This is a genomic window from Streptomyces tricolor, from assembly GCF_002155905.1.
GTDB classification, from domain to species: Bacteria; Actinomycetota; Actinomycetes; order Streptomycetales; family Streptomycetaceae; genus Streptomyces; species Streptomyces tricolor.
Map to the genome: position 1 here is coordinate 1 of NZ_MUMF01000065.1, position 23,230 is coordinate 23,230.

Genomic DNA, 23,230 nt, shown 5'->3' on the forward strand with positions numbered 1-23,230 from the left:
GGCGGCTGGGCGGGCGGACGGCCTAGGAGATCGTGGCGCTGCCGGTGGCGGACGGCTGGCAGGGCGAACTGCACGCGGCCTGGTGCCGGGCGGCGGTACGGCAGCGGGACGCCGCGTGGTCGCGGGCGCTGCTCGGTTCGCCGTCGGCTCCGGAGGCCGGCGGTCCGGGCGCGGTGTCCCTGGCGGAGCGGGCGAAGCTGCTGGCCGCGCTGGATCCGGCCGAACGGGCGGCGTGGGTCGCCGGCTTCATCGCGACACACGGCCTGTCGGAGGCGTTCCAGCTGCTCGGGGTGTGCGCGGTGCCGTGGGCGCCGGCGCTGGGCCAGGCGGTCGTGGACGCTCTCAACATCGCCCGGGACGCGGGAAGTTACCCGTGGAGTTTCAGCGGGGTGATGGGGCTGGCCGAGCGCTGCCTGGACCCGGGGGACGCCGTACGGCTGGAAGCGCTGCTGGCGATACCCGACGAGCGCGAGGACGCCGCCCCGGGGGCCGGCGGGTACTGGGCGGAGGCGTTCCAGCGGCTGGTGACGACGCTGCGGCTGCGGGCGGCGATGACGCGGGAACTCGCCCCGTCCGCACCGCCCGCCGAGGCGCCGGAGACGGCCGCTCAGCCTCCGGAGGCGGCCGGCTGACGGACGTTCTCCCGGACCCAGTCCACGATCGACGCGGTCGTCGCGCCCGGGGTGAAGATCGCGGCGACGCCCTTCTCCTTCAGCGGCGGGATGTCCTCGTCCGGGATGATGCCGCCGCCGAAGACGAGGATGTCCTCGGCCTCGCGCTCCTTGAGCAGGTCGATGACCTTGGCGAAGAGCGTGTTGTGGGCGCCGGACAGGATGGACAGGCCGATCGCGTCGGCGTCCTCCTGGATGGCGGTGTCGACGATCTGCTCCGGAGTCTGGTGGAGCCCGGTGTAGATGACCTCCATACCGGCGTCGCGCAGAGCGCGCGCGATCACCTTGGCTCCACGATCGTGGCCGTCGAGCCCCGGTTTGGCGACCACCACACGGATCGGACCGGCTGCCACACCCATCACTGCCTCCATCAAGCGACCACGGAAGCGATCGGCTTCCGTCCGTACCGACAAGTACCGCACTTTTGGCGCGTTCCGCCACCGTCGCGAAGTGAACGAACGTTATCTCCAGCATCTCGCAACCGGCGGTTTCACGGTGCCCGGCGAGGGGGAAATCACATGATGGGACATGAAGGCACACGGGGGACCCAGCCGTCCTCCGGCGTGCCGACGGGAGGTCGGCCATGAAGGTCACCGGAGTATTGCCGCTCTTTCTCCCGCTCTGCCGCCGCATGTGGCCCGGCAGACTGGCCGGACTGTCCATGACGCTGCTCAGGGCGACCGCCCTGGAGGCCGCGATCCTGGCGGGTCATCTCCTGCTGTATCCGACCGGTCTGATCCAGGAACGCCGCTCCGGCGCGCGGCCGGACGGGGACGGCACCTCCACGCTGCCGGTCCGCCCCGCACCGCCGGTCGTCCTGCTGCACGGTTTCATCGACAATCGCTCGGTGTTCGTCCTGCTCCGCCGCACCCTGGCCCAGCACGGCCGGCAGCGGGTGGAGTCACTCAACTACTCTCCGCTGACGTGCGACATACGCACCGCGGCCGAGCTGCTCGGCCGGCACATCGAGGAGATCTGCGAGCGCACCGGCAGTGCCCGGGTCGACGTCGTCGGGCACAGCCTCGGCGGTCTGATAGCGCGCTACTACGCTCAGTGCCTGGGCGGTGACCTGCGGGTACGCACGCTGGTCACGCTCGGCACGCCGCACTCCGGAACGCGGGTGGCGCCGCTGGCGGACGCGCATCCGATCGTGCGGCAGATGCGGCCGGGGTCGGCGGTCATCGAGGAGCTGGCCCGGCCCGCCCCCGGCTGCCGGACCCGCTTCGTGAGCTTCTGGAGCGATCTGGACTCTCTGATGGATCCGCTGGAGTCGGCCTGCGTGCGGCATCCCGACCTCGACGCGCAGAACGTCCGGGTGACCGGCATCGGTCATCTCGCCCTGCCGGTCCACCCCGCCGTGGCGGCGGGGATACGCGAAGCGCTCGACGCCCCGCACCCCGGCGACCGGTCCGCCGACGGCCTGACGGTGGCCTGAGGCCGGCCGGGACCAGGGGCGGCGGGGCGGCGGGCGCCGGTCCCGCGGGGGGCGCACAGCCTCGGCACAGTCGGCACACAGCGGCCACATTGCCGTTCGACATCGAACATTCTTCGAACGCAAAGCCAAAGTAAGGTGCGGGGTCCGCCGAAACACGGCCGAATGCCCGTTTCCGGCCCACGCGAAACCAGTCGAAGATTGTCGCGCCCAGGTACTGCCGGGTACAGTCGCCGCACTGCTCTGGCAGCCCCTGTTGTCGAGGCGAAAGAGAAGTTGGTGAACGACCGTCACCCGCCGGGGAGCTTGACCACCCCGGCCCCGGCTTCCGACGCCTCCACCGCGCACTACGCGCCGTACGGGGCACAGGAAGCCCCTTACGACGACCTCACCACGTACGGCGGCTATGACGCCACCGGTTTTACCGATGGTTCCGGCACCGCCACGGCCTTTCAGGCCGATCCGCTCTTCGGCAGCCTCCCGGGCGGCGAGCAGACCACCGGCACCTACGACGCCACCCAGTGGCAGACCGGCACCGTCCAGACCCCGGCCTACGACCCGTACGCGGCCCAGCACCACGCCTCTTACGACACCGGTGCCTACGACAGCACCGCCTGGACCGTTCCCGCGCAGTCCACCGGGAACGACACCAGCGGCCAGTGGGACGCGAACTCCTGGCTGCGGCCCGACCAGTCGGGCGGCGCCGACGCCACCCAGCAGTGGGAGTGGGGCACTCAGGCCTTCGACACGGGCGCCTACGACGCGACGCAGTGGAACTCCGCCGGGCAGTCCGTGCCGGCGCAGTCCGAGCAGGGTGGCGAACCGTTCGATCAGCAGGCCACCGCGACCTTCGAGGCGGTCGGCACCTCGCAGCCCGCCTTCGAGCAGACCGCGTTCGAGGAGGCCGGCGACCCGCAGGCGACTGCGGCCTTCGAGCAACTGCCGTACGAGGACACCTCCTTCGGCGACCAGCCCGCCGGCGAGGGCGAGCCCGACGCCACCGGCGAACTGCCCGTCGTGACCGACCTGCTGGACGGCCAGGAAGAGATCAGCCCGGCACCCGCTGCCCGCGCGGGCTCGCGCAGCGGGGCGCGCTCCCGCCGCCGTACGCCTGCCAAACGCTCCGCGCTGCTGACCGTCGCCGTGCCGTCGGCCTGTGTGATGGGGGTCGCCGGGATCGCCGCCGCCTCGGTCGGCACCTTCACCGAGGACTCCCAGGACAGCTCGGCCAGCGCGGCGGACGCGCAGCCGGTCAAGCCGTCGGTCGCCAACAGCAAGCTGGACAGCCAGTTGCAGACGCTCTCCGCGGGTGCCGACGACTTCGCCGACCGGGCGAGCCGCACCCAGGAGCGGATCGACCTCAAGGCGCAGCAGGAGCTGGAGAAGAAGAAGGCGGCGGCGGAGGCCGCGCTCAAGGAGCGGCTGCGCCCCAAGTTCGCGCTGCCGGTCGCGCAGCACGGACTCAGCGCCTACTACGGCCAGGCGGGCATCAACTGGATGTCGGTGCACAGCGGCATCGACTTCCCGGTCTCCTACGGCACCACCGTGATGGCCGCCACCGACGGCACCGTCACCACCAAGTGGAACAGCGCCTACGGCAACATGATGATCGTGACCGCGAAGGACGGCACGGAGACCTGGTACTGCCACCTCTCCAGCTACCGCGTCGCCTCCGGTACGACCGTCAAGGCGGGCCAGCCGATCGCCTACTCCGGCAACTCCGGCAACTCCACCGGCCCGCACCTGCATTTCGAGGTACGGCCGGGAGGCGGGTCGGCGATAGACCCGCTGTCGTGGCTGCGGAGCCACGGACTGGATCCCACCTAGACCGTCCGGCTCCCGGGCCCCGCTCTTCAGCGGGGCCCCTCCCGTCGGCCGCGGGCTTCTCCCTACAGCTTCTCCACCGGCGCGTACCGCAGCAGCAGCCGCTTCGGCTTGGCGTCACCGAAGTCGATCGTCGCCTCCGCGTTCGCACCCGTGCCCTTTACCGCGACGACCGTGCCGAGCCCGAACTGGTCGTGGGTGACCCGGTCCCCGACGGCCAGCGCGACCACCGGCTTCTCCGCCGTACGCCGCGTGGCGAACCCGGACGCGCCCGATGCCGAGGAACGCGAACGGCTCGAGGACAGCGAGGCCGCGATCCCGGACGCCGGCCCGGAGGACACCGGTGCCGCCGCTCCCGTCCGCTTCCACTGCACATGGGTGGCCGGGATCTCCTCCAGGAAGCGGGAGGGCGGGTTGTACGACGGCTGGCCCCAGGCGCTGCGCATCGCGGACCGCGTGAGGTACAGCCGCTCCCGCGCGCGCGTGATGCCGACGTACGCCAGGCGCCGCTCCTCCTCCAGCTCCTTGGTCTGGCCGAGGGCGCGCATGTGCGGGAAGACGCCGTCCTCCATGCCGGTCAGGAACACGACCGGGAACTCCAGGCCCTTGGCGGTGTGCAGGGTCATCAGCGTGATGACGCCGTCGCCGTCCTCCTCGTCGGGGATCTGGTCGGAGTCGGCGACCAAGGCGACCTGCTCCAGGAAGTCGGCGAGCGTGCCCCCCGGCGCGGCGGCCCCCGCCGCGCCCTCCCCGCGCTCCTGCTCGAACTCCAGGGCCACGGCCGCGAGTTCCTGGAGGTTCTCGATCCGGGTCTCGTCCTGCGGGTCGGTGGAGGCCTGCAACTCGGCGAGGTAGCCGGTGCGTTCGAGGACCGCTTCGAGGACGGTCGCCGGGCCCGCGCCGGACTCCACGATGGTGCGCAGGTCCTCCATCAGCGTGTTGAACCGCTTGACGGCGTTGGTGGAGCGCGCGGCCATGCCGTACGCCTCGTCCACGCGCTTCAGGGCCTGCGGGAAGCTGATCTTCTCCCGCTGGGAGAGGGCGTCGATCATCGCCTCCGCGCGCTCGCCGATGCCCCGCTTGGGCACGTTGAGGATGCGGCGCAGCGGCACCGAGTCCTCCGGGTTGGCGAGGACCCGCAGGTAGGCCAGGACGTCCCGGACCTCCTTGCGCTCGTAGAAGCGGACCCCGCCGACGACCTTGTAGGGCAGGCCGACGCGGATGAAGACCTCTTCGAAGACACGGGACTGGGCGTTGGTGCGGTAGAAGACGGCGACGTCTCCCGCGCGCGCGTCGCCCGCGTCGACCAGGCGGTCTATCTCGTCGGCGACGAACTGCGCCTCGTCGTGCTCGGTGTCGGCGACGTATCCGACGATGCTCGCGCCCTGGCCGGCGTTGGTCCACAGGTTCTTCGGGCGGCGGGACTCGTTGCGCTCGATGACGGCGTTGGCGGCGGACAGGATGGTCTGCGTGGAGCGGTAGTTCTGCTCCAGCAGGATCGTCGTCGCGTTCGGGTAGTCCTCCTCGAACTGGAGGATGTTGCGGATCGTCGCACCCCGGAAGGCGTAGATCGACTGGTCCGCGTCACCCACGACGCACAGTTCGGCGGGCGGGACGTCGTACTCGCCGGGCGGGACGTCGACGTCCCCGGCGGGCCGCTCGCCGGTGCCGACCAGCTCGCGGACGAGGGCGTACTGGGCGTGGTTGGTGTCCTGGTACTCGTCCACCAGGACGTGCCGGAAGCGGCGGCGGTAGTGCTCGGCGACGTCCGGGAAGGCGCGCAGCAGGTTGACCGTCGTCATGATCAGGTCGTCGAAGTCCAGCGCGTTCGCCTCGCGCAGCCGCGACTGGTACAGGGCGTAGGCCTGCGCCAGGGTCTTCTCGAAGCCGTCCGCGGCCTGGGCGGCGAAGTCCTCCTCGTCGATCAGCTCGTTCTTCAGGTTGCTGATCTTGGCGCTGAAGGACTTGGGCGGGAAGCGCTTGGGGTCGAGGTCCAGGTCGCGGCAGACCAGAGCCATCAGGCGCTTGCTGTCGGCGGCGTCGTAGATCGAGAACGACGACGTGAAGCCCAGCTTCTTCGACTCGCGGCGCAGGATGCGCACGCACGCGCTGTGGAAGGTCATCACCCACATCGCGTTCGCGCGCGGACCGACGAGCTGCTCGACGCGCTCCTTCATCTCGCCCGCGGCCTTGTTGGTGAAGGTGATCGCGAGGATCTGGCCCGGGTGGACGCCCCGCTCGCCGAGCAGGTACGCGATGCGGTGGGTCAGCACGCGGGTCTTGCCGGAGCCGGCGCCGGCGACGATGAGCAGCGGGGAGCCGGCGTGCACGACCGCGGCGCGCTGGTTCTCGTTCAGCCCTTCCAGGAGTGCCGCCGAGTCGAGCGCGGGGCGCGGGGCGCCGTCGCGGTAGTACGCGTCCCGGTCCGGTGGCACGTCGAACTTCCCGCCGAACAGATCGTCCGGCACGGGTTCCGGAGTGTGATCGTCCTCGGGCGGCGGCGGAGGCTCCTCCTCGTGCCCGCGAGGGGCCTGGAGGTCCGCCAGGAAGCTGTCGTCAAAGAGGCTGCTCATCGCTCTCCGAGTCTAGGGCGCCCCACCGACAACCGGTCGCCGTCCCCGGAACATCACGGCCCCCACCGCCAGTTGATCTTCGCGGGTACGGCGCCTTTGCGCTGCTCACACAGTGGAGGCACCCGGTCACGCGGACGTGAATCTGCTCCAAGGTCACGGAAATGTATCGGACATACCGCACACCAACCTTCACAGAAGACACACGAGTTGGCTAGGTTGCCGTCAGGCCGCACGACCCCCCTCCGGCGAACGTCGCCGGGCCGCGCGGCCTCCGCCGAGTCCGGCGCGCCCCGCACGGTGCCCGGAGCCGGGGACCCACCGATCCTGGGGTGAATCGGCCGACTCCCGCCCGGGACGACGCCGTAGGGCGACCCTTCCTCCGCCCGAACCCTCCCCCAGAGCCCGAAGGGCCTGGGGCCCCCACCGCTGACCCGGTAGGCGGCAGTACGGAAGGAGTCGCCACCCTTGGCGTCGCACCGCAAGCCGCGCCCGGGCGGAGCCCAGGGAGCGGGCATCCGCACCCCCGCCCTCGCCACCGCCTACAAGGCCGCCACAGCCACCCTCAAGAAGACCGACCTCACCGGCGCCCGAGCGAAGCTCTACCTCGTGCTGGACCGCTCCGCGAGCATGCGCCCGTACTACAAGGACGGCTCCGCCCAGGCCCTCGCCGACCAGACCCTCGCCCTCGCCGCCCACCTGGACCCCGAGGCCACGGTCCACGTCGTCTTCTTCTCCACGGAGGTCGACGGCACCACCGACCTCACCCTCACCCCGGACCACGAGACGAAGATCGACGACGTCCACGCCGGCCTCGGCCGCATGGGCCGTACCAGCTACCACGCCGCCGTGGAGGCCGTACTCGCCCACCACCAGCGGCACGCCACCCCCGGCACCCCCGCCCTGGTCGTCTTCCAGACCGACGGCGCCCCGGACGCGAAGACCCCCGCCACCCAGGCGCTCACCGAGGCCGCGAAGAACCACCCCGCCGTGTTCTTCTCCTTCGTCGCCTTCGGCGAGCACGACAACAAGGCCTTCGACTACCTCCGCAAACTGAAGACCGGCAACACGTCCTTCTTCCACGCCGGCCCGACCCCCCGCGAGCTGACGGACACCGAGCTGTACGAGGGCGTCCTCGCGCACTGGCGCCCGTAACACGCGCCCGCAACGCTCCACGATCACCGTGCCGCCCGCTTCTCACCCCGTAATACGGGAAGCGGGCGGCATACACACGTCGGCTACGATTTCAAGGTTCGTACACGTAGCGACCTGGGAGCAGCCCGCGATGGCTCGACACCTCATCACCAGCGCCCTTCCGTACATCAACGGGATCAAGCACCTGGGCAACATGGTGGGGTCCATGCTCCCGGCGGACGTGTACTCCCGGTACCTCCGCCAGCGCGGCCACGACGTCCTGTACATCTGCGCGACCGACGAGCACGGCACCCCCGCCGAGCTGGCCGCCAAGGAGCAGGGCCTCCCGGTCGCCGAGTTCTGCGCCCAGGCGCACGACGCGCAGAAGGCGGTCTACGACGGCTTCGCGCTGGCCTTCGACTACTTCGGCCGCAGCTCCAGCCCGGAGAACCGCGAGATCACCCAGCACTTCGCCCGCAAGCTGAACGAGAACGGCTTCATCGAGGAGCGGGCCATCCGCCAGGTGTACTCGCCCGCCGACGGCCGCTTCCTGCCGGACCGCTACGTCGAGGGCACCTGCCCCCACTGCGGCTACGACAAGGCCCGCGGCGACCAGTGCGAGAACTGCACCCGCGTCCTGGACCCGACCGACCTGATCAACCCGCGCAGCGCGATCTCCGGCTCCACGGACCTGGAGGTCCGTGAGACCAAGCACCTCTTCCTGCTCCAGTCCAAGCTCCAGCACGAGGTCGAGCAGTGGGTCGCCCGGCACGAGGCGGACTGGCCGCAGCTGGCCTCCTCCATCGCCCGCAAGTGGCTGAACGAGGGCCTGCACGACCGGGCGATCACCCGCGACCTGGACTGGGGCGTCCCGGTCCCGGCGGACACCTGGCCGGAGCTGGCGGCCGAGGGCAAGGTCTTCTACGTCTGGTTCGACGCCCCGATCGAGTACATCGGCGCGACGAAGGAGTGGGCCGACCAGGACCCGGAGAACCGGGACTGGAAGGCGTGGTGGTACGACGCCGACGAGACCGTCCGCTACACCGAGTTCATGGCCAAGGACAACGTCCCCTTCCACACCGTCATGTTCCCAGCCACCGAGCTGGGCGTGCGCGAGCCGTGGAAGAAGGTCGACTACGTCAAGGCGTTCAACTGGCTGACGTACTACGGCGGCAAGTTCTCCACCTCGCAGAAGCGGGGCGTCTTCACCGACCAGGCCCTGGACATCCTGCCCGCCGACTACTGGCGCTACTTCCTGATCGCCAACGCCCCCGAGTCGGACGACTCGTCCTTCACCTGGGAGCACTTCACCGCCACGGTGAACAAGGACCTGGCCGACACCCTCGGCAACTTCGTCAACCGCGTGCTGTCCTTCAGCAAGAAGCGGTTCGGCGAGGAGGTCCCGGCCGGCGGCGAGCCCGGCGAGGCGGAGGCACGGCTCGGCGAGGAGATCGCCCGCCTGCTCGCCGAGTACGAGGAGCAGATGGAGGCGCTCCAGTTCCGCAAGGCCGCCGCGGCCCTGCGGGCCCTGTGGTCGGCCGGCAACTCCTACCTGGAGGAGAAGGCCCCCTGGCTGGAGATCAAGACGAACAAGGAGGGCGCGGCCCTCACCCTGCGTACGGCGATGAACCTGATCCACCTGTACGCGGTGGTCTCCGAGCCGTTCATCCCGGCGACCGCGAAGACGATGCGCGAGGCGTTCTCCCTGGCCGACGACACCGCGTCCTGGGTGAGCCGGGACGCGGCGAAGGCCCTGACGTCCGTGCCGGCCGGCACCCCGTTCACCGTCCCGCCGGTCCTGTTCGCCAAGCTGACCGACGAGGACCTCGCGGCGTACAAGGAGCGCTTCGGCGGCGAGGAGGCCTGACCGCGCCGCACTGACGCACTGAGGCACGCCTGAGGGCGCCGAGCATCCCGCTCGGCGCCCTCCGTCGTTCCCGGCCGGTTACTTCAGCACGCCGGCGCCGGTCGTGCTCGCCAGTTCCGCCGGCAGGTTCTTCGCCGACGCCTGGAGGCCCGCGGTGAGGGTCGGCTTCCAGTTCACCGTCGTCCCGATCTTCTTCGACGACGCGGCGTTGTAGGCGGCGACCAGGTCGGTCACCGTGCCGTTGACCAGGTTGCCGCTGCCCGCGACGGAGCCTGTGCCGTCGCCGCTGAGCAGCTTGGCGACCTTGCCGCCGGACGGCACCGTCCAGTGGTTGGCCTCCGCCACGACCTGGGCCTTCGCACGGGAGTTGATGCTGTACTGGGGCGCGTAGCCGTTGACGGTCGTCGTGTCGTACACGTTGTTGTAGAGGTGGATCTGGCCGAGGCGGGCCAGAGGGGCGCGCTGGACGATGCCCTTCCACACGTTGTGGTGGATCGAGACGCGCAGCTTGCCGGTGCTGTCCTTGTCGCTGCTGCCGATCAGCATCGTCTTGTCGTGGTCGGTGAACCGGTTGCGTTCGACGGTCACCAGGTCGGAGCCCTTGGTGATGTCGAGGGCGCCGTCGTGGATCTGGTACTCGCGGCCGAAGTACGTCGGGTTCGCCTTGTCGAAGTGCGGCGCGTCGGTGAACGTGTTGTGGTCCGCCCAGACGTGGGTCGCTCCGCGCAGGCTGACCGAGTCGTAGGCGGAGTTCCAGTTGCCGTCGTCGCCGTCGGTCGGGTCCCACTGCGGGAAGCAGTCCTCGGTGGCGGAGAAGGTCAGGTTGCGGACGATGACGTTGTCCACGTTCTGGATCTGGAGCATGCCGCCGGTGATCCCGGCGTCGGTGCCGGGCACGCCCACGATGCTGGTGTTGGCCGGCACCTTGAACACGATGTTCTTCGCCTGCCTGTCCTGGGCGGCGGCGCGGGCCTTCTCCTGGGTGCCGGAGGGCAGCTTGGAGCGGCCGTAGGTGGCCGGGTCGTAGGCCTTGAGGTAGGCCGACAGCGAGTAGCCGGTGCCGGACGCGTAGTCGGCGCAGGTCAGCTTTCTGCCGCTGTCGTCGGTGTTGGCGTCGATCGTGCCCTTGACCTTGATGATGCGGGGCGTGGTGTCGGAGGCCGAACCCAGCGCCTTCACGAGCTGGGCCCGGGTGGAGACGGTGAAGGTGTGCGCGGAGTCGGCCTTCGCGCCGCCGGTGGTCCCCGTGCCGGAGGCGGCCCAGCCGTCCTTGGCGGCGAGGGTCTGGTGGTACAGGTCGACGCCGTCGGCGTTCGCGTTCATCACGAACACCCCGGCACCGACACCCGCGGCCACGACGGCGGCGGACACGGCGAGGGTGCGCCGCTTGCGGAGGGACCGGCGGTGGGAGGGAGCTGCCACGGAGGAGTCCTTAAGGGTCTGTCGAACATGCCTTACGTCCCCTCAGTGGCCGCCGCCCGGGGGGACGTTGCCGCCCGCCGCGAGAATTTCTCCGGGCGGCCCGGTCGGGCGTCGCGCGGCAGGGGCGGGAAGCCGGAAAATCTTCCCGTGGACATCCCCGAACCCCATCGCCGGCTGCTCGCGGACGTCGTCCCGGCCGGCGGGCCGTACGGTCTGGTGCTGGCCGGCGGCTACGCCCTCCAGGCGCACGGACTGCTCCGCCGCCCGCACGCCAACCTCGACCTCGCCACCGAGAGCGCCGAGCCCATGGAGCAGCTCGCCGGTGCCGTGGGCGCGGCCCTGGAGGCGCGGGGGCGGCGGGTGCGGACCGGCGCGGTCACCGCGCTCACCGCACAGCTGACGGTCACCGACCCGCCGACCGGCGATCCGTGCGCGCTCGCGCTGCACAAGGAGGCGTTCTGGCAGCCGCCGGAACTCACCGCGTACGGCCCGGCCCTCTCCCTGGCGGACGCCGTCGGTACGAAGATCCGGGCCCTGTACGACCGGGGAGCGGCCGTCGACCTCATCGACGCGCAGGCCTGCGCGGCCCGCTTCTCCCTGCCCGACCTGGAGGAACTGGGCCGCCGGCACGCCCACGACCCGTTCGACCTGCCCACCCTCCAGTCCCGGCTGACGGGCACGGACTTCTACTCCGACGGGGACTTCCTCCGGTACGGCCTGGACGAGGCCGGGGTCGTCGCCCTGCGCGCCTGGGCCCAGCACTGGTCCGACGACATCGCCGAACGGCTCCTGGAGGACGGCGCGTCCCCGGACACCGCGGCGGAGGAGGCCGACGAGACCGGTGCGCAGGGCGACTGAGCCGGATCAGCCGCCGTCGTGCGTCGCGTCCGGGGCCACGCCCAGGGTGAGCCGGGCCCGGACACCGCGCGCGATGTGCCTGCGGTCGTACGCCAGGTGCAGCAGGCCGCCCGCGGACCCGTTGCCCGGGTAGATGGTGTCCTCGTCGAGCGTGGTGCGGGGGGCGGTGTTCGTGGAGTACGGCTCGACGGCCTCCGTCAGCAGCACCGCCTGCTCGGCGAAGAACAGCTGCCCGGTGTGGCAGGTGCGGCCGCCGTCGTACCCGGCGTCCGTCCAGGCGCCGTCGACGTGCACCTTGACGTGGATGTGCACACAGCGGCCCTGGTACCAGCCGGGGAAGACGGTCCGGAAGGTGACGTACCCGCGCCGGTCGGTGCGCCAGGTGCCGCGCAGATAGCGGCTGTCGTCGGTGGGCTCCTGGTGGCCGCCCGGGCCGCCGGGGCCGCCGGAGGGGGGCGCACCCGTGGGGGTGCCCGTCGGGGTTCCGCCCGGGGCCGGGCCGCCGCCACCGCCTCCGCCGCTGCCGGACGCCTCGTACCCGGAGTAGACGCCCACCGCGTTGCAGTGCCAGATGTCCACGGCCGCGTCCTTCAGCGGCCGGCACGTCTCCGCGTCGATCACCTTGAGCCGCAGGACGAGGGGGATCCCCTCCTGGTCCTCGGTGACGTCCTGCCGGATCCTGTCGGCGTCGATGTAGTAGGGGCCCTCGACGGTCTCGGAGGTCAGCGTGTAGCAGGTGTCCGCCGTGCCGCCGTCCTCCGCCGACGCGTCGACGGCCAGGGCGCCGCCGAGCCCCAGGGCCACCGCGCCCGCTCCGCCCGCCATGAGCACCGTACGACGGGTGAGGTCATGGCTCGTGCCGTTGTCTTCGGGGGTGTCAGTCATGGGCCGGGACCGTAGGGGCGGAACCTGTCACCGAGCCCGGAGACGGCTGTGCGCGCCGATCGTCAAGAGCGTGTCCGGACAGATCGGCGCGCACGGCCGGGTGGTGCCCTACTTCGGCTGCGGCTTGCGGATGGTCAGGTGCAGCTCGCGCAGGCGGGACTCGTCCAGCTCGGTCGGGGCGCCCATCATCAGGTCCTGGGCGTTGCCGTTGAGCGGGAAGGCGATCGTCTCGCGGATGTTCGGCTCGTCCGCGAGGAGCATGACGATACGGTCCACGCCCGGGGCGATGCCGCCGTGCGGCGGGGCGCCGAAGCGGAACGCGCGGAGCATGCCCGCGAACTTCTCCTCGACGGTCTCCCGGTCGTAGCCCGCGATCTCGAAGGCCTTGAGCATGATCTCCGGGTCGTGGTTCCGGATCGCGCCGGAGGACAGCTCGACGCCGTTGCAGACGATGTCGTACTGCCAGCCCAGGATGTCCAGCGGGTCCTGGGTCTCCAGTGCCTCCAGCCCGCCCTGCGGCATCGAGAAGGGGTTGTGGGAGAAGTCGATCCCGCCGGTCTCCTCGTCCTTCTCGTACATCGGGAAGTCGACGATCCAGCAGAAGCGGAAGACGCCCTCCTCGAAGTGGCCGGCGCGCTTGGCCGCCTCGACGCGGACCGCGCCCATGATCTTCGAGACCTCGTCGTACTCGCCCGCGCCGAAGAAGACGGCGTGGCCGGGGGCCAGGGAGAGGCGCTTGGTCAGCTCCGCGACGTTCGCCTCGGTGAGGAACTTCGCGATCGGGCCGGACAGCGAGCCGTCCTCGCCGACGCGCACCCAGGCCAGGCCCTTGGCGCCCTGCTCGACGGCGTACTCACCGAGCTGGTCGAAGAACTTGCGGGGCTGCGCGGAGACGTCCGGCACCGGCAGCGCGCGCACGTGCTTGCCCGCGAAGGCCTTGAACTCCGAGCCCTCGAAGACGTCGGTGATGTCCACCAGCTCCAGCTTGGCGCGCAGGTCCGGCTTGTCGGAGCCGTACTTCAGCATCGCCTCGCGGAACGGGATGCGCGGGAACGGCGAGGTGACGTGCCGGCCGCCGCCGAACTCCTCGAACAGCTCCGTCATGAGCTTCTCGATCGGCTGGAAGACGTCCTCCTGCTCGACGAAGCTCATCTCGACGTCGAGCTGGTAGAACTCACCCGGCGAGCGGTCCGCGCGGGCGTCCTCGTCGCGGAAGCAGGGCGCGATCTGGAAGTAGCGGTCGAAGCCCGAGATCATCAGCAGCTGCTTGAACTGCTGCGGGGCCTGCGGCAGCGCGTAGAACTTGCCGGGGTGCACCCGGGAGGGGACCACGTAGTCGCGGGCGCCCTCGGGGGAGGTGGCGGACAGGATCGGCGTCGCCATCTCGTTGAAGCCCATCGCCGCCATCTTCTGGCGGATCGCCGAGATCACGGCCGTACGCAGCATGATGTTGCGGTGCATGCGCTCGCGGCGCAGGTCGAGGAAGCGGTACTCCAGGCGCCGCTCCTCGTTGACCCCGTCCTCGGTGTTGATGGTGAAGGGCAGCGGCTGGGCCGCGCCGAGCAGCTCGACCTCGGAGACCTCGACCTCGACCTCACCCGTGGGCAGGTCGGGGTTCACGTTCTCGGTTCCACGTGAAACAACGCGGCCGTCGACGCGGACCGAGGACTCCTTGGAGATCTTGTCCAGGGCCTCGTACGCCGGGGTGCCGGGGCGGGCGACCAGCTGCGTGATGCCGTAGTGGTCGCGCAGATCGATGAAGAGGATGCCGCCCAGGTCGCGCCGATTGTGCAGCCAGCCACTCAGCCGGACGTCGGTGCCGACGTCAGAAGCGCGGAGCTGGCCGCAGGTGTGGGACCTGTACCGATGCATCGTCGTTCATCCAGTCTTTGCGGATCGGGTGTCGCCAGGCGGGTACGGCCTAGGCCACCCCAAGGGTACCGGGCACCCCCCGCTCGGTTCCCCACCATTACCACTCGGTCGCCTACGGTGGCAGGCATCGGTCACATCTCCCTAAAGTAGGGCAATGCGCACAGGCGAGCCTCTGCCGTCCGTCGGCGACGTCCTCGCCGCCCTCGCGACCGGGCTCTGGCACTGGGACACGGCCACCGGACTGGTCACCGTGGACGCGGAGGCGGCGCGGCTGCTCGGCCTGCCCCCGGAGCCGGCCACCCTCACCGAGGCCCAGACCCGGGCCCGGTTCCACCCGGTCGACTGGAACGAGATCACCGGCGTGGTGCGGCTGGCGGTCGCCGAGGGCACCCTCGCCGAGGTACGCATCCGGATCATGGACGGCGACGGCAAGATCGTGCGGGTCGTCCGCAGCCGCTCGAAGCCGTCGTACGACCCCGAGCGGCAGGCGTACGAGCTGATCGGCACCCTCCAGGAGGTGACCGAGCCGGCCCCCGGCACGGCAGCGGCCCGCAGCGCGGTCACCGGGGACTGGCGGCGCTCCCGGGAGGCGTTCCTGCTGGACGCCGGCCGGGCGCTGGCGGAGGCCCGGTCCACGGCCGAGGTGCTGCGGGTGGCCGGCGGTCTGTCGATGCCGGGGTTCTCCCCGGACGGGCTCGTGGTCTTCGGCGTCCAGGGCGACCGGCTGACGATCACCGGCCAGCACGGGCACCAGCCCGCCGACATGAACCCCTTCTCCGACATGCCGCTGGACACCCCCTACCCGGCCGCCGACGTCGTCCGCACCGGGCGGGCCGTCTACCTGTCCTCCCCGGAGCAGTACAAGGAGCGCTACCCGGTGACCTGGCCGCTCGCCCGGGTCTTCGGGCGCCGCTCGTGGGCGTTCCTGCCGCTGACGGCCGGCGGACGCACGATGGGCGCCTGGATGGCCGCCTTCACCTACCCGGTGGCCTTCACCCCGGACGAGCGCGCGGTGCTGACCACGGTCGCCCGGATGCTCGCCCAGGCGCTGTCCCGCGCCGGTGCCGCCGAGTCCGAGCGGGAGCTGACGGAGGGCCTGCAACGCTCCATGCTGCCCTCGCTGGGCCCGGAGATCCCGGGGATGCGGGTGGCCGCCCGGTACATCCCGACCGGCGGCGGCCTCCAGGTCGGCGGCGACTGGTACGACCTGATCCCGCTCCCCTCCGGCCGGTTCGCGCTGGTCATCGGGGACGTGCAGGGCCACGACGTGCGCGCGGCCGGCCTGATGGGCCAGCTGCGGATCGCGCTGCGCGCCTACGCCGCCGAGGGGCACCGCCCGGACGCCGTCCTCTCCCGCGCCTCCCGCTTCCTGCACGGCGTCACCCACGCCGGCGACGACCCGCCGGCCGACCTGCGCTTCGCGACCTGCCTGTACGTGGAGGCCGACCCGCCGACCGGCAGGCTGGAGATCGCCCGCGCCGGGCACCCGCACCCGGTGATCCGGATGGCCGACGGCACGGTGATGATGCGGCCGACGGCGGGCGGGCTGCCGCTGGGCATCGACCCGGACGCCGACTATCCGACGACCCGGTTCACCCTCGAACCCGGCGAGACGCTGATGCTGTGCACCGACGGTCTGATCGAGACCGGCGGGCACGACCTGGAGAGCGGCTGGCGCAGGCTGCGCGCGACCCTGGAGGACCACGCGGGCGACCTGGAGTCGCTGGCCGACGCGCTGGTGCAGGCCGTGCACGGGCCGTCCTCGCACCACACCACCGGCCCGCTCGCCGACCGCCGCGAGGACGACATCGCCCTGCTGCTGCTGTGCCGGCCGGGGGACGGCTGCGGCTGCGGCGACGCCGTCGCGGTACGGCCGCCGGTGCGGCGGACGCTGCTGTCGGTGGCGCAGGACGAGCCCGACCGGATCGCCGAGGCCCGCCAGCACCTGCGCGAGCTGCTGCACGACTGGCGCTCGGCCGACCAGGTGGACTCGGCGGTGCTGCTGGTCTCCGAGATGGTCACCAACGTGCTGGTGCACACGGACGCCGACGCGCTGCTGCTCGCGGAGGTCGTCGGCGAGGGGGCCGGGCGGCGGCTGCGGGTGGAGGTCTTCGACTCCGGCGACGACCTGCCGCACCGGCGCCGCCCCGGCGAACTCGCCTCCTCCGGCCGCGGCCTGATGCTGATCGAACTCCTCGCGGACGCCTGGGGGGTGGACCCGCGGGGCGAGGGCAAGAGCATCTGGTTCGAGCTCTACGAGCCGGGGGGCCCGGCGGCCGGCTTGTCGGAGGGGGCGGCGTAGCGCTCCCTCAGCTCCTGCACGACCCCGAAGGCCGCGGCGGTCAGCGGGACCGCGAGGAGCATGCCGAGGATGCCTGCGACCGAGGCGCCCGCCGTGATCGCCAGCATCACCACGGCCGGATGCATCTGCACGGTCCGGCTCTGGATCACCGGTTGCAGCACGTGCCCCTCCAGCACCTGCACCGCGAGCACCACCCCGAGCGCCCACAGCGCGATCACGAAACCCCGGTCGGCGAGGGCGACCAGCACGGCCACCGCGCCGGAGATGAAGGCGCCCAGGTAGGGGATGTAGGCGCCGACGAAGACGAGCGCGCCGAGCCCGAGCGCGCCGGGCACCCGCAGGACCAGCAGCCCCACGGTGATGCACAGGGCGTCGATGAGCGCGATGAAGGTCGTACCCCGCATGAACCCCTCCACCGCGGCGAAGGCGCGGCGGGCCATGGCCTCCACGGTGTCGGCGGTGCCGCCGGGCGCGAGGGAGCGCAGGCCCGCCATGGCCCGGTGCGAGTCGCGCAGGAAGAAGAAGACGAGCAGCAGCGCGAGCACGGCCATGGCGATGGACTCGGCGACGACGCTGACGCCGCTGATGACGTTGGACGCGGCCGTCCCGCCGAACCTGCGCAGCAGCTCCCCGGAGTTGGCGGCGAGGTCGTCGAGACCGGTCCCGGCGGCCCCGAAGTGCCGCGAGAGGCTCTTGGCGGCGTTCCTGAGCGAGGAGATGATCTGGTCGCCGCTGTCGATGAGCGCGGCGACGATGATGTACACGGCACCGCCGACGACGGCCACGACGGCGACACAGGTGAGCCCGGCCGCCACCGACGTCTGCACCCCCACCCGCACCAGCCGCCGGTACAACGGCCCGAGCAGCGCGGTCCCGAGCAGCGCGAGCAGCACCGGGATCACGGCCGTACGCAACTCCCCGCACAGCAGCACCCCGACCCACCCCACCCCCGCGCCGAGCAGCAGCACGGCGCACCAGGCGGCGAACCGGCGGACGGGATCGGGTAGCACCTGCACGCGTCCAGCGGATCACGCACCGCCACGGCTGTCCTGCCGCGGGGGTCCGGGCGGGTGAGGAAGCGCCCGGACGGCCGGCGTACGGTCGGGGCATGGAGAGCACAACCGTCGCCTTACGCCCCGCGCGCCCCGAGGACCGCAAGGCCATCGCGGCGCTCGACGGGTCGTTCACGACCGACGCCGTGTACGAAGTGACCGTGTCGGAGCAGGGTTTCGGGATCCGTCCGGTGCCCGTCGACCCGCCCGTGCACAAGGTCTTCCCCGACGACGACGATGACGATGTCGACGGCGAGGCCGAGGGCGCGGGTGAGGACGAGGGCGAGCCGGAGCTGACCCGGACGACGGTCGCCGTCGCCCCGGACGGGCTCTGCGGCTTCGTGACGGCGTCCTTCGCGCCGTGGAACGCCCGCCTGACGATCCGTGACATCGAGGTCGCCCCGGCGTGGCGGGGCAAGGGCGTGGGGCGGGCCCTGATGCGGCACGCCGTCGACTTCGCGCGGGAGTGCGGGGCGGTGCACGTGTGGCTGGAGGTCAGCAACGTCAACGCCCCCGCCGTCCGCGCCTACCTGCGGATGGGTTTCGTCTTCTGCGGGCTGGACACCTCGCTCTACGACGGCACGCCGTCCGCCGGCGAACAGGCGCTCTTCATGGTCCGGCCGGTGCGCTGATTTGCGGGGCCACCGGCCCGCGGCGCAGGCTGGAAGGATCCGACGGGCCCGGTCACCGGGCCAGGAGGCGAGGTCCGCGATGAGCAGGCTGGAAGAGCACATCGACATCGACGCCCCCGCGCAGAAGGTCTGGGACCGGCTGCACGACGTCGAGTCGTACGCGACGTTCATCGACGGCGTCCGGCGCGCCTATCCGCAGGGCGCCGACCGCGCGCATCTCGACGTCCGGGCCGGCGATGTGGAGCGGGAGTTCGAGGCCGTCCTCGACGACCGCGTGAGCGACCAGGTCATCTCCTGGCGGACGCAGGGCAGCCCGGAGCTGAAGGGCACCCTGTCGGTACGGCCGCTGGACCGCGACCACAGCCAGGTGCAGGTCCGGCTGGAGTACGAGCCGGCAGCCGTGCAGAACGCCTTCGGCGGCCCCAAGGGGATGGCCCAGGTCCATCGCATCGAGAACACGGTCCGGGGCGACCTGCGGCAGTTCAAGAGTCTGGTGGAGGGCTGACCGCGGCGAGGCCCCGCCCTCGTGGGGCAGGGCCTCGCCGACGGCGCTCGTGGCGGGCGGAGGTCCTACAGCCCGCCCTCGGTCATGCCGTGCACCGCCGGGACCGTGCCGAGCCGGCCCTTCTGGAAGTCCTCGAAGGCCTGCATCAGCTCGTCCTTGGTGTTCATCACGAACGGGCCGTAGTGGGCCATCGGCTCCCGGATCGGCCGCCCGCCGAGGAGGACGACCTCCAGGTCCGGCGTGTGCGAGTCCTGCTTCTCGTCCGCGCGGACGGTCAGCGAACCGCCGGCGCCGAAGACGGCCGTCTGCCCCAGGTGGATCGGGCGGCGCTGCGGACCCACGCTGCCGCGGCCCGCGAGGACGTACGCCAGCCCGTTGAAGTCCTCCCGCCACGGCAGGGTGACCTCCGCGCCCGGGGCGAGGGTCGCGTGGATCATCGTGATCGGCGTGTGCGTGATGCCGGGGCCCTGGTGGCCGTCCAGCTCACCGGCGATGACCCGCAGCAGCGCGCCGCCGTCGGGGGAGGTGAGCAGCTGGACGTTGCCGCCGCGGATGTCCTGGTAGCGCGGGGCCATCATCTTGTCCTTGGCGGGCAGGTTCACCCACAGCTGGAGCCCGTGGAACAGGCCGCCGGACATCACCAGGGACTCCGGCGGGGCCTCGATGTGCAGCAGACCCGAGCCGGCCGTCATCCACTGGGTGTCGCCGTTGGTGATGGTCCCGCCGCCGCCCTGGCTGTCCTGGTGGTCGAAGACGCCGTCGATGATGTAGGTGACGGTCTCGAAGCCGCGGTGGGGGTGCCAGGGGGTGCCCTTGGGCTCGCCCGGCGCGTACTCCACCTCGCCCATCTGGTCCATCATGATGAACGGGTCGAGATGGCGGTAGTTGATCCCGGCGAACGCCCGGCGGACCGGGAAGCCCTCACCCTCGAAACCGCTCGGAGCGGTCGTGACGGCGAGCACGGGACGTGCCACGGCGTCGGCGGGAGCGGTCACACGGGGCAGCGTCAGCGGGTTCTCGACGGTCACTGCAGGCATGGTGGGTACCTCCTTGGTACGCCCACTTTAGTTGAGTGTTGAACTTCTTGCCACCCAGAACAGAGAGAGCCCGGAGGGCATTCCCTCCGGGCTCTCTCACGGTCGGACGCGCGGATCAGCCGCCGCCGTACATCCGGCGCATCGCGAAGTCGACCATCTGCTCGACCGCCTTCGCGTCGAACACCATCCGGTGCTCGCCCTCCATGTCCAGGACGAAGCCGTAGCCGGTCGGCAGCAGGTCGATCACCTCGGCGCCGGTGATGACGAAGTACTTGGACTCCTTGCCCGCGTACCGGCGCAGCTCCTTCAGCGAGGTGAACATCGGGATCACCGGCTGCTGGGTGTTGTGCAGCGCGAGGAAACCGGGGGTGTCGCCGCGCGGGCAGTACACCTTGGAGGTGGCGAAGATCTGCTGGAAGTCCTCGGCGGACATCTGGCCGGTGGTGAAGGCGCGCACCGCGTCCGCGAGCGAGGGCGGGGACGGCTCCGGGTAGAGCGGCGGCTGCTGGCCGTACCCGCCGACACCGCCCGGCATCTGCTGCTGCGGCGGGGCGTACTGCTGCTGAGCCGCACCCCCGTCCATGGGCTGGCCGTATCCGTACATGGGCGCAAGCGTACCGAGCCGCCCCGCCGCCCGAACGGCTATGGGGCCGAAACCTCTCGGGTCAGCCGGGAGCTCCACGGGCACCAGATCAGCCCGGGCAGGAAGGCGCCGCCCGCCTCGTCCAAGTGGTCCTCGACATAGGGGAGGGTGGCGTCGCAGACCTCGATGGCCACGTCGAAGAAGTCCACGGTCTCCGGGTTGTAGTGGAAGGACCACCTCGGGTTGTAGTCCGCCTGACGCTTGATGATCCGTCCGAAGATGTGGGGCCGGTCGTGCGTCCTGCCGCTGAGCAGGTCCCGGGCGTGCCGGATCTTGGCCGGGTCGTCGATCCGGACGATCGCCCGCTCCCGGGTGATGTCGGTGAACTCGAAGTAGGCCGGGTCCGCCGCCTGGGAGGGGTGGGCCAGCCCGACGGTGAGCATCGCCGCCGCCGCCAGTCCGCCCAGCCTGGTCAGGACTCGTCGCATGCATGCCTCCGAACGCGAGAGGAGAACGATCAGTCACGGAAAGTAGCGAACGAGTTACGCGACGCGCCCGGAACGGAGGCATGCATTCACCCGGACGGCCGAGGCGTGCGGGGGCACGGGAGGCGCACTTGAGACGCGTCACAGATGGCCGGATCAGGGTTGCGGTTTATTACCGGCGGGTAGCATCATCGTAGCTACTTGTTGGTACGTGAACTAGGTGCGAGGAGTCAGTGCCTCGCCGATCCCTCTACGGAGCCGTCGCCATGGGGCACTACAAGTCGAATCTCCGCGACATCGAGTTCAACCTCTTCGAAGTACTGGGGCGCGACAAGGTGTACGGCACCGGCCCGTTCGAGGAGATGGACGTCGAGACCGCCAAGAGCGTCCTGGAGGAGCTGACCCGCCTCTCCGAGAACGAGCTGGCCGCGTCCTTCGCGGACGCCGACCGCAACCCGCCGGTCTTCGACCCGGAGACCAACACCGCGCCGGTCCCCGAGTCCTTCAAGAAGAGCTACCAGGCCTTCATGGACTCCGAGTACTGGCGGCTCGGCCTGCCCGAGGAGATCGGCGGCACCACCTCGCCGCGCTCCCTGATCTGGGCCTACGCCGAGCTGATCCTGGGCGCCAACCCGGCCGTGTGGATGTACTCCTCGGGTCCGGCGTTCGCCGGCATCCTCTTCGAGGAGGGCAACGAGGTCCAGAAGCACATCGCCAAGATCGCCACCGAGAAGCAGTGGGGCTCCACCATGGTGCTCACCGAGCCGGACGCCGGCTCGGACGTGGGCGCCGGCCGCACCAAGGCCGTGCAGCAGGAGGACGGCTCCTGGCACATCGAGGGCGTGAAGCGCTTCATCACCTCGGGTGAGCACGACATGTCGGAGAACATCCTCCACTACGTGCTCGCGCGCCCCGAGGGCGCCGGCCCCGGCACCAAGGGCCTGTCCCTCTTCCTCGTCCCGAAGTACCTCTTCGACTTCGAGACCGGCGAGCTGGGCGAGCGCAACGGCGTCTACGCCACCAACGTCGAGCACAAGATGGGCCTGAAGGCGTCCAACACGTGCGAGATGACCTTCGGCGACAAGCACCCCGCCAAGGGCTGGCTGATCGGCGACAAGCACGACGGCATCCGCCAGATGTTCCGCATCATCGAGTTCGCCCGCATGATGGTCGGCACGAAGGCGATCTCCACGCTGTCCACCGGCTACCTGAACGCGCTGGAGTACGCCAAGGAGCGCGTCCAGGGCCCGGACCTGGCCAACTTCATGGACAAGACCGCGCCCAAGGTCACCATCACCCACCACCCCGACGTGCGCCGCTCGCTGATGACGCAGAAGGCGTACGCGGAGGGCATGCGCGCCCTGGTGCTGTACACCGCCTCGGTCCAGGACGCCATCCAGATCAAGGAGGCGAACGGCGAGGACGCCTCCGCCGAGCACGCGCTGAACGACCTGCTGCTGCCCATCGTCAAGGGCTACGGCTCCGAGAAGGGCTACGAGCAGCTCGCCCAGTCGCTGCAGACCTTCGGCGGCTCCGGCTTCCTCCAGGAGTACCCGATCGAGCAGTACATCCGGGACTCCAAGATCGACACCCTCTACGAGGGCACCACGGCGATCCAGGGCCAGGACTTCTTCTTCCGGAAGATCGTCCGCAACCAGGGCGCCGCGCTGAACTCCCTCGCCGAGGACATCAAGAAGTTCCTGGCTCTCGGCACCGGCGGCGAGGAGCTGGCCGGCGCCCGCGAGCACCTGGCCAAGGCGGCCGTGGAGCTGGAGGCGATCGTCGGCCTGATGCTGACCGACCTCGCCGCGACCGAGCAGGACACCAAGAACATCTACAAGGTCGGCCTGAACACCACCCGCCTGCTCATGGCCTCCGGTGACGTCGTCGTCGGCTACCTGCTCCTCAAGGGCGCCGCGATCGCCGCCGAGAAGCTGCCCACCGCCCCGGCGAAGGACAAGGCCTTCTACACCGGCAAGATCGCCGCGGCGAAGTTCTTCGCGGCGAACGTCCTGCCGGGCGTCACGCTCGCCCGCAAGGTCGCCGGCAACGTCGAGCTGGACCTGATGGAGCTGGACGAGGCCGCCTTCTAGACGCCC

The 23,230-nt window shown here is 70.9% G+C and carries 17 protein-coding genes and 2 pseudogenes; 10 read left to right on the forward strand and 9 right to left on the reverse strand.

Annotated features, from left to right (window positions below):
* Window positions 1-632, forward strand: a pseudogene (locus CCN44_RS05350) (DUF5691 domain-containing protein); the annotation flags it as partial.
* On the opposite strand, the gene CCN44_RS05355 reads toward CCN44_RS05350, so the two are convergent.
* Window positions 608-1,030 carry a cobalamin B12-binding domain-containing protein gene (locus CCN44_RS05355; protein ID WP_059252177.1) on the reverse strand — a complete coding sequence of 141 codons (423 nt, stop codon included), beginning with the start codon at window positions 1,028-1,030 and terminating at the stop codon, window positions 608-610. The pseudogene CCN44_RS05350 and the gene CCN44_RS05355 sit on opposite strands and share 25 nt — an antisense overlap.
* Window positions 1,031-1,254: 224 nt before the next feature.
* Here CCN44_RS05355 and CCN44_RS05360 point away from each other — a divergent pair, with 224 nt between their 5' ends.
* Both CCN44_RS05360 and CCN44_RS05365 read left to right on the forward strand, forming a co-directional pair.
* A complete protein-coding gene (locus CCN44_RS05360; protein WP_059252176.1) occupies window positions 1,255-2,106 on the forward strand; it encodes an esterase/lipase family protein in 852 nt (283 codons plus the stop codon).
* 276 nt (window positions 2,107-2,382) lie between these two features.
* The gene (locus CCN44_RS05365; protein WP_086696984.1) at window positions 2,383-3,930 is read left to right on the forward strand and encodes a M23 family metallopeptidase; all 1,548 of its coding nucleotides are present in this window, start codon (window positions 2,383-2,385) and stop codon (window positions 3,928-3,930) included.
* Between the two features lie 62 nt (window positions 3,931-3,992).
* Here CCN44_RS05365 and pcrA read toward each other — a convergent pair whose 3' ends face one another.
* Complete coding sequence (gene pcrA, locus CCN44_RS05370; protein WP_059252174.1) at window positions 3,993-6,500, reverse strand: DNA helicase PcrA; 2,508 nt, start codon at window positions 6,498-6,500, stop codon at window positions 3,993-3,995.
* A gap of 516 nt (window positions 6,501-7,016) precedes the next feature.
* Between pcrA and CCN44_RS05380 the strand changes: the two are divergent.
* Window positions 7,017-7,652: pseudogene (locus CCN44_RS05380) on the forward strand (VWA domain-containing protein); the annotation flags it as partial.
* Between the two features lie 130 nt (window positions 7,653-7,782).
* Complete coding sequence (gene metG / locus CCN44_RS05385; RefSeq protein ID WP_059250125.1) at window positions 7,783-9,498, forward strand: methionine--tRNA ligase; 1,716 nt, start codon at window positions 7,783-7,785, stop codon at window positions 9,496-9,498.
* 78 nt (window positions 9,499-9,576) lie between these two features.
* On the opposite strand, the gene CCN44_RS05390 is transcribed toward metG, so the two are convergent.
* A complete protein-coding gene (locus CCN44_RS05390) occupies window positions 9,577-10,920 on the reverse strand; it encodes a pectate lyase family protein (protein ID WP_086696986.1) in 1,344 nt (447 codons plus the stop codon).
* A 147-nt stretch (window positions 10,921-11,067) separates the two neighbouring features.
* Between CCN44_RS05390 and CCN44_RS05395 the strand changes: the two genes are divergently transcribed.
* Complete coding sequence (locus CCN44_RS05395) at window positions 11,068-11,778, forward strand: nucleotidyl transferase AbiEii/AbiGii toxin family protein (protein WP_059250123.1); 711 nt, start codon at window positions 11,068-11,070, stop codon at window positions 11,776-11,778.
* Between the two features lie 6 nt (window positions 11,779-11,784).
* On the opposite strand, the gene CCN44_RS05400 is transcribed toward CCN44_RS05395, so the two are convergent.
* A complete protein-coding gene (locus tag CCN44_RS05400; protein ID WP_414820486.1) occupies window positions 11,785-12,663 on the reverse strand; it encodes an intradiol ring-cleavage dioxygenase in 879 nt (292 codons plus the stop codon).
* Window positions 12,664-12,771: 108 nt separating this feature from the next.
* On the reverse strand, window positions 12,772-14,535 hold the full coding sequence (gene aspS, locus CCN44_RS05405; RefSeq protein ID WP_059250121.1) for an aspartate--tRNA ligase: 1,764 nt from the start codon (window positions 14,533-14,535) through the stop codon (window positions 12,772-12,774).
* Between the two features lie 154 nt (window positions 14,536-14,689).
* Between aspS and CCN44_RS05410 the strand changes: the two genes are divergently transcribed.
* Window positions 14,690-16,837 (forward strand): SpoIIE family protein phosphatase, encoded by a 2,148-nt coding sequence (locus tag CCN44_RS05410; protein WP_086696987.1) that lies wholly within the window; start codon window positions 14,690-14,692, stop codon window positions 16,835-16,837.
* Here the strand turns inward: CCN44_RS05410 and CCN44_RS05415 are convergent.
* Window positions 16,789-17,853 carry an AI-2E family transporter gene (locus CCN44_RS05415; RefSeq protein WP_059250119.1) on the reverse strand — a complete coding sequence of 355 codons (1,065 nt, stop codon included), beginning with the start codon at window positions 17,851-17,853 and terminating at the stop codon, window positions 16,789-16,791. The genes CCN44_RS05410 and CCN44_RS05415 overlap by 49 nt on opposite strands.
* Window positions 17,854-17,945: 92 nt before the next feature.
* Between CCN44_RS05415 and CCN44_RS05420 the strand changes: the two genes are divergently transcribed.
* Window positions 17,946-18,521, forward strand: coding sequence for a GNAT family N-acetyltransferase (locus tag CCN44_RS05420; RefSeq protein WP_086696988.1), 576 nt, complete (start codon window positions 17,946-17,948; stop codon window positions 18,519-18,521).
* A gap of 79 nt (window positions 18,522-18,600) precedes the next feature.
* Window positions 18,601-19,026 (forward strand): SRPBCC family protein, encoded by a 426-nt coding sequence (locus CCN44_RS05425; RefSeq protein WP_059250117.1) that lies wholly within the window; start codon window positions 18,601-18,603, stop codon window positions 19,024-19,026.
* A 65-nt stretch (window positions 19,027-19,091) separates the two neighbouring features.
* Here CCN44_RS05425 and CCN44_RS05430 read toward each other — a convergent pair whose 3' ends face one another.
* The 3 genes from CCN44_RS05430 to CCN44_RS05440 form a co-directional block, all read right to left on the reverse strand.
* Window positions 19,092-20,063 (reverse strand): pirin family protein, encoded by a 972-nt coding sequence (locus CCN44_RS05430; RefSeq protein ID WP_059250116.1) that lies wholly within the window; start codon window positions 20,061-20,063, stop codon window positions 19,092-19,094.
* Between the two features lie 115 nt (window positions 20,064-20,178).
* A complete protein-coding gene (locus CCN44_RS05435) occupies window positions 20,179-20,667 on the reverse strand; it encodes an SseB family protein (protein ID WP_059250115.1) in 489 nt (162 codons plus the stop codon).
* 38 nt (window positions 20,668-20,705) lie between these two features.
* Window positions 20,706-21,134 carry a BP74-related protein gene (locus tag CCN44_RS05440; RefSeq protein WP_059250114.1) on the reverse strand — a complete coding sequence of 143 codons (429 nt, stop codon included), beginning with the start codon at window positions 21,132-21,134 and terminating at the stop codon, window positions 20,706-20,708.
* Window positions 21,135-21,397: 263 nt separating this feature from the next.
* On the opposite strand from CCN44_RS05440, the gene CCN44_RS05445 reads away from it, so the two are divergent.
* Window positions 21,398-23,224, forward strand: coding sequence for an acyl-CoA dehydrogenase (locus CCN44_RS05445; protein WP_086696989.1), 1,827 nt, complete (start codon window positions 21,398-21,400; stop codon window positions 23,222-23,224).
* Window positions 23,225-23,230 lie beyond the last annotated feature (6 nt).

Coding starts and splice junctions, on each gene's coding strand:
- CCN44_RS05440 (WP_059250114.1), bottom strand. CDS start 21,134: ATGCGACGAGTCCTGACCAGGCTGGGCGGACTGGCGGCGGCGGCGATG.
- CCN44_RS05400 (WP_414820486.1), bottom strand. CDS start 12,663: ATGACTGACACCCCCGAAGACAACGGCACGAGCCATGACCTCACCCGT.
- CCN44_RS05430 (WP_059250116.1), bottom strand. CDS start 20,063: ATGCCTGCAGTGACCGTCGAGAACCCGCTGACGCTGCCCCGTGTGACC.
- CCN44_RS05420 (WP_086696988.1), top strand. CDS start 17,946: ATGGAGAGCACAACCGTCGCCTTACGCCCCGCGCGCCCCGAGGACCGC.
- aspS (WP_059250121.1), bottom strand. CDS start 14,535: ATGCATCGGTACAGGTCCCACACCTGCGGCCAGCTCCGCGCTTCTGAC.
- CCN44_RS05425 (WP_059250117.1), top strand. CDS start 18,601: ATGAGCAGGCTGGAAGAGCACATCGACATCGACGCCCCCGCGCAGAAG.
- CCN44_RS05360 (WP_059252176.1), top strand. CDS start 1,255: ATGAAGGTCACCGGAGTATTGCCGCTCTTTCTCCCGCTCTGCCGCCGC.
- pcrA (WP_059252174.1), bottom strand. CDS start 6,500: ATGAGCAGCCTCTTTGACGACAGCTTCCTGGCGGACCTCCAGGCCCCT.
- CCN44_RS05410 (WP_086696987.1), top strand. CDS start 14,690: ATGCGCACAGGCGAGCCTCTGCCGTCCGTCGGCGACGTCCTCGCCGCC.
- CCN44_RS05435 (WP_059250115.1), bottom strand. CDS start 20,667: ATGTACGGATACGGCCAGCCCATGGACGGGGGTGCGGCTCAGCAGCAG.
- CCN44_RS05355 (WP_059252177.1), bottom strand. CDS start 1,030: ATGGGTGTGGCAGCCGGTCCGATCCGTGTGGTGGTCGCCAAACCGGGG.
- CCN44_RS05445 (WP_086696989.1), top strand. CDS start 21,398: ATGGGGCACTACAAGTCGAATCTCCGCGACATCGAGTTCAACCTCTTC.
- metG (WP_059250125.1), top strand. CDS start 7,783: ATGGCTCGACACCTCATCACCAGCGCCCTTCCGTACATCAACGGGATC.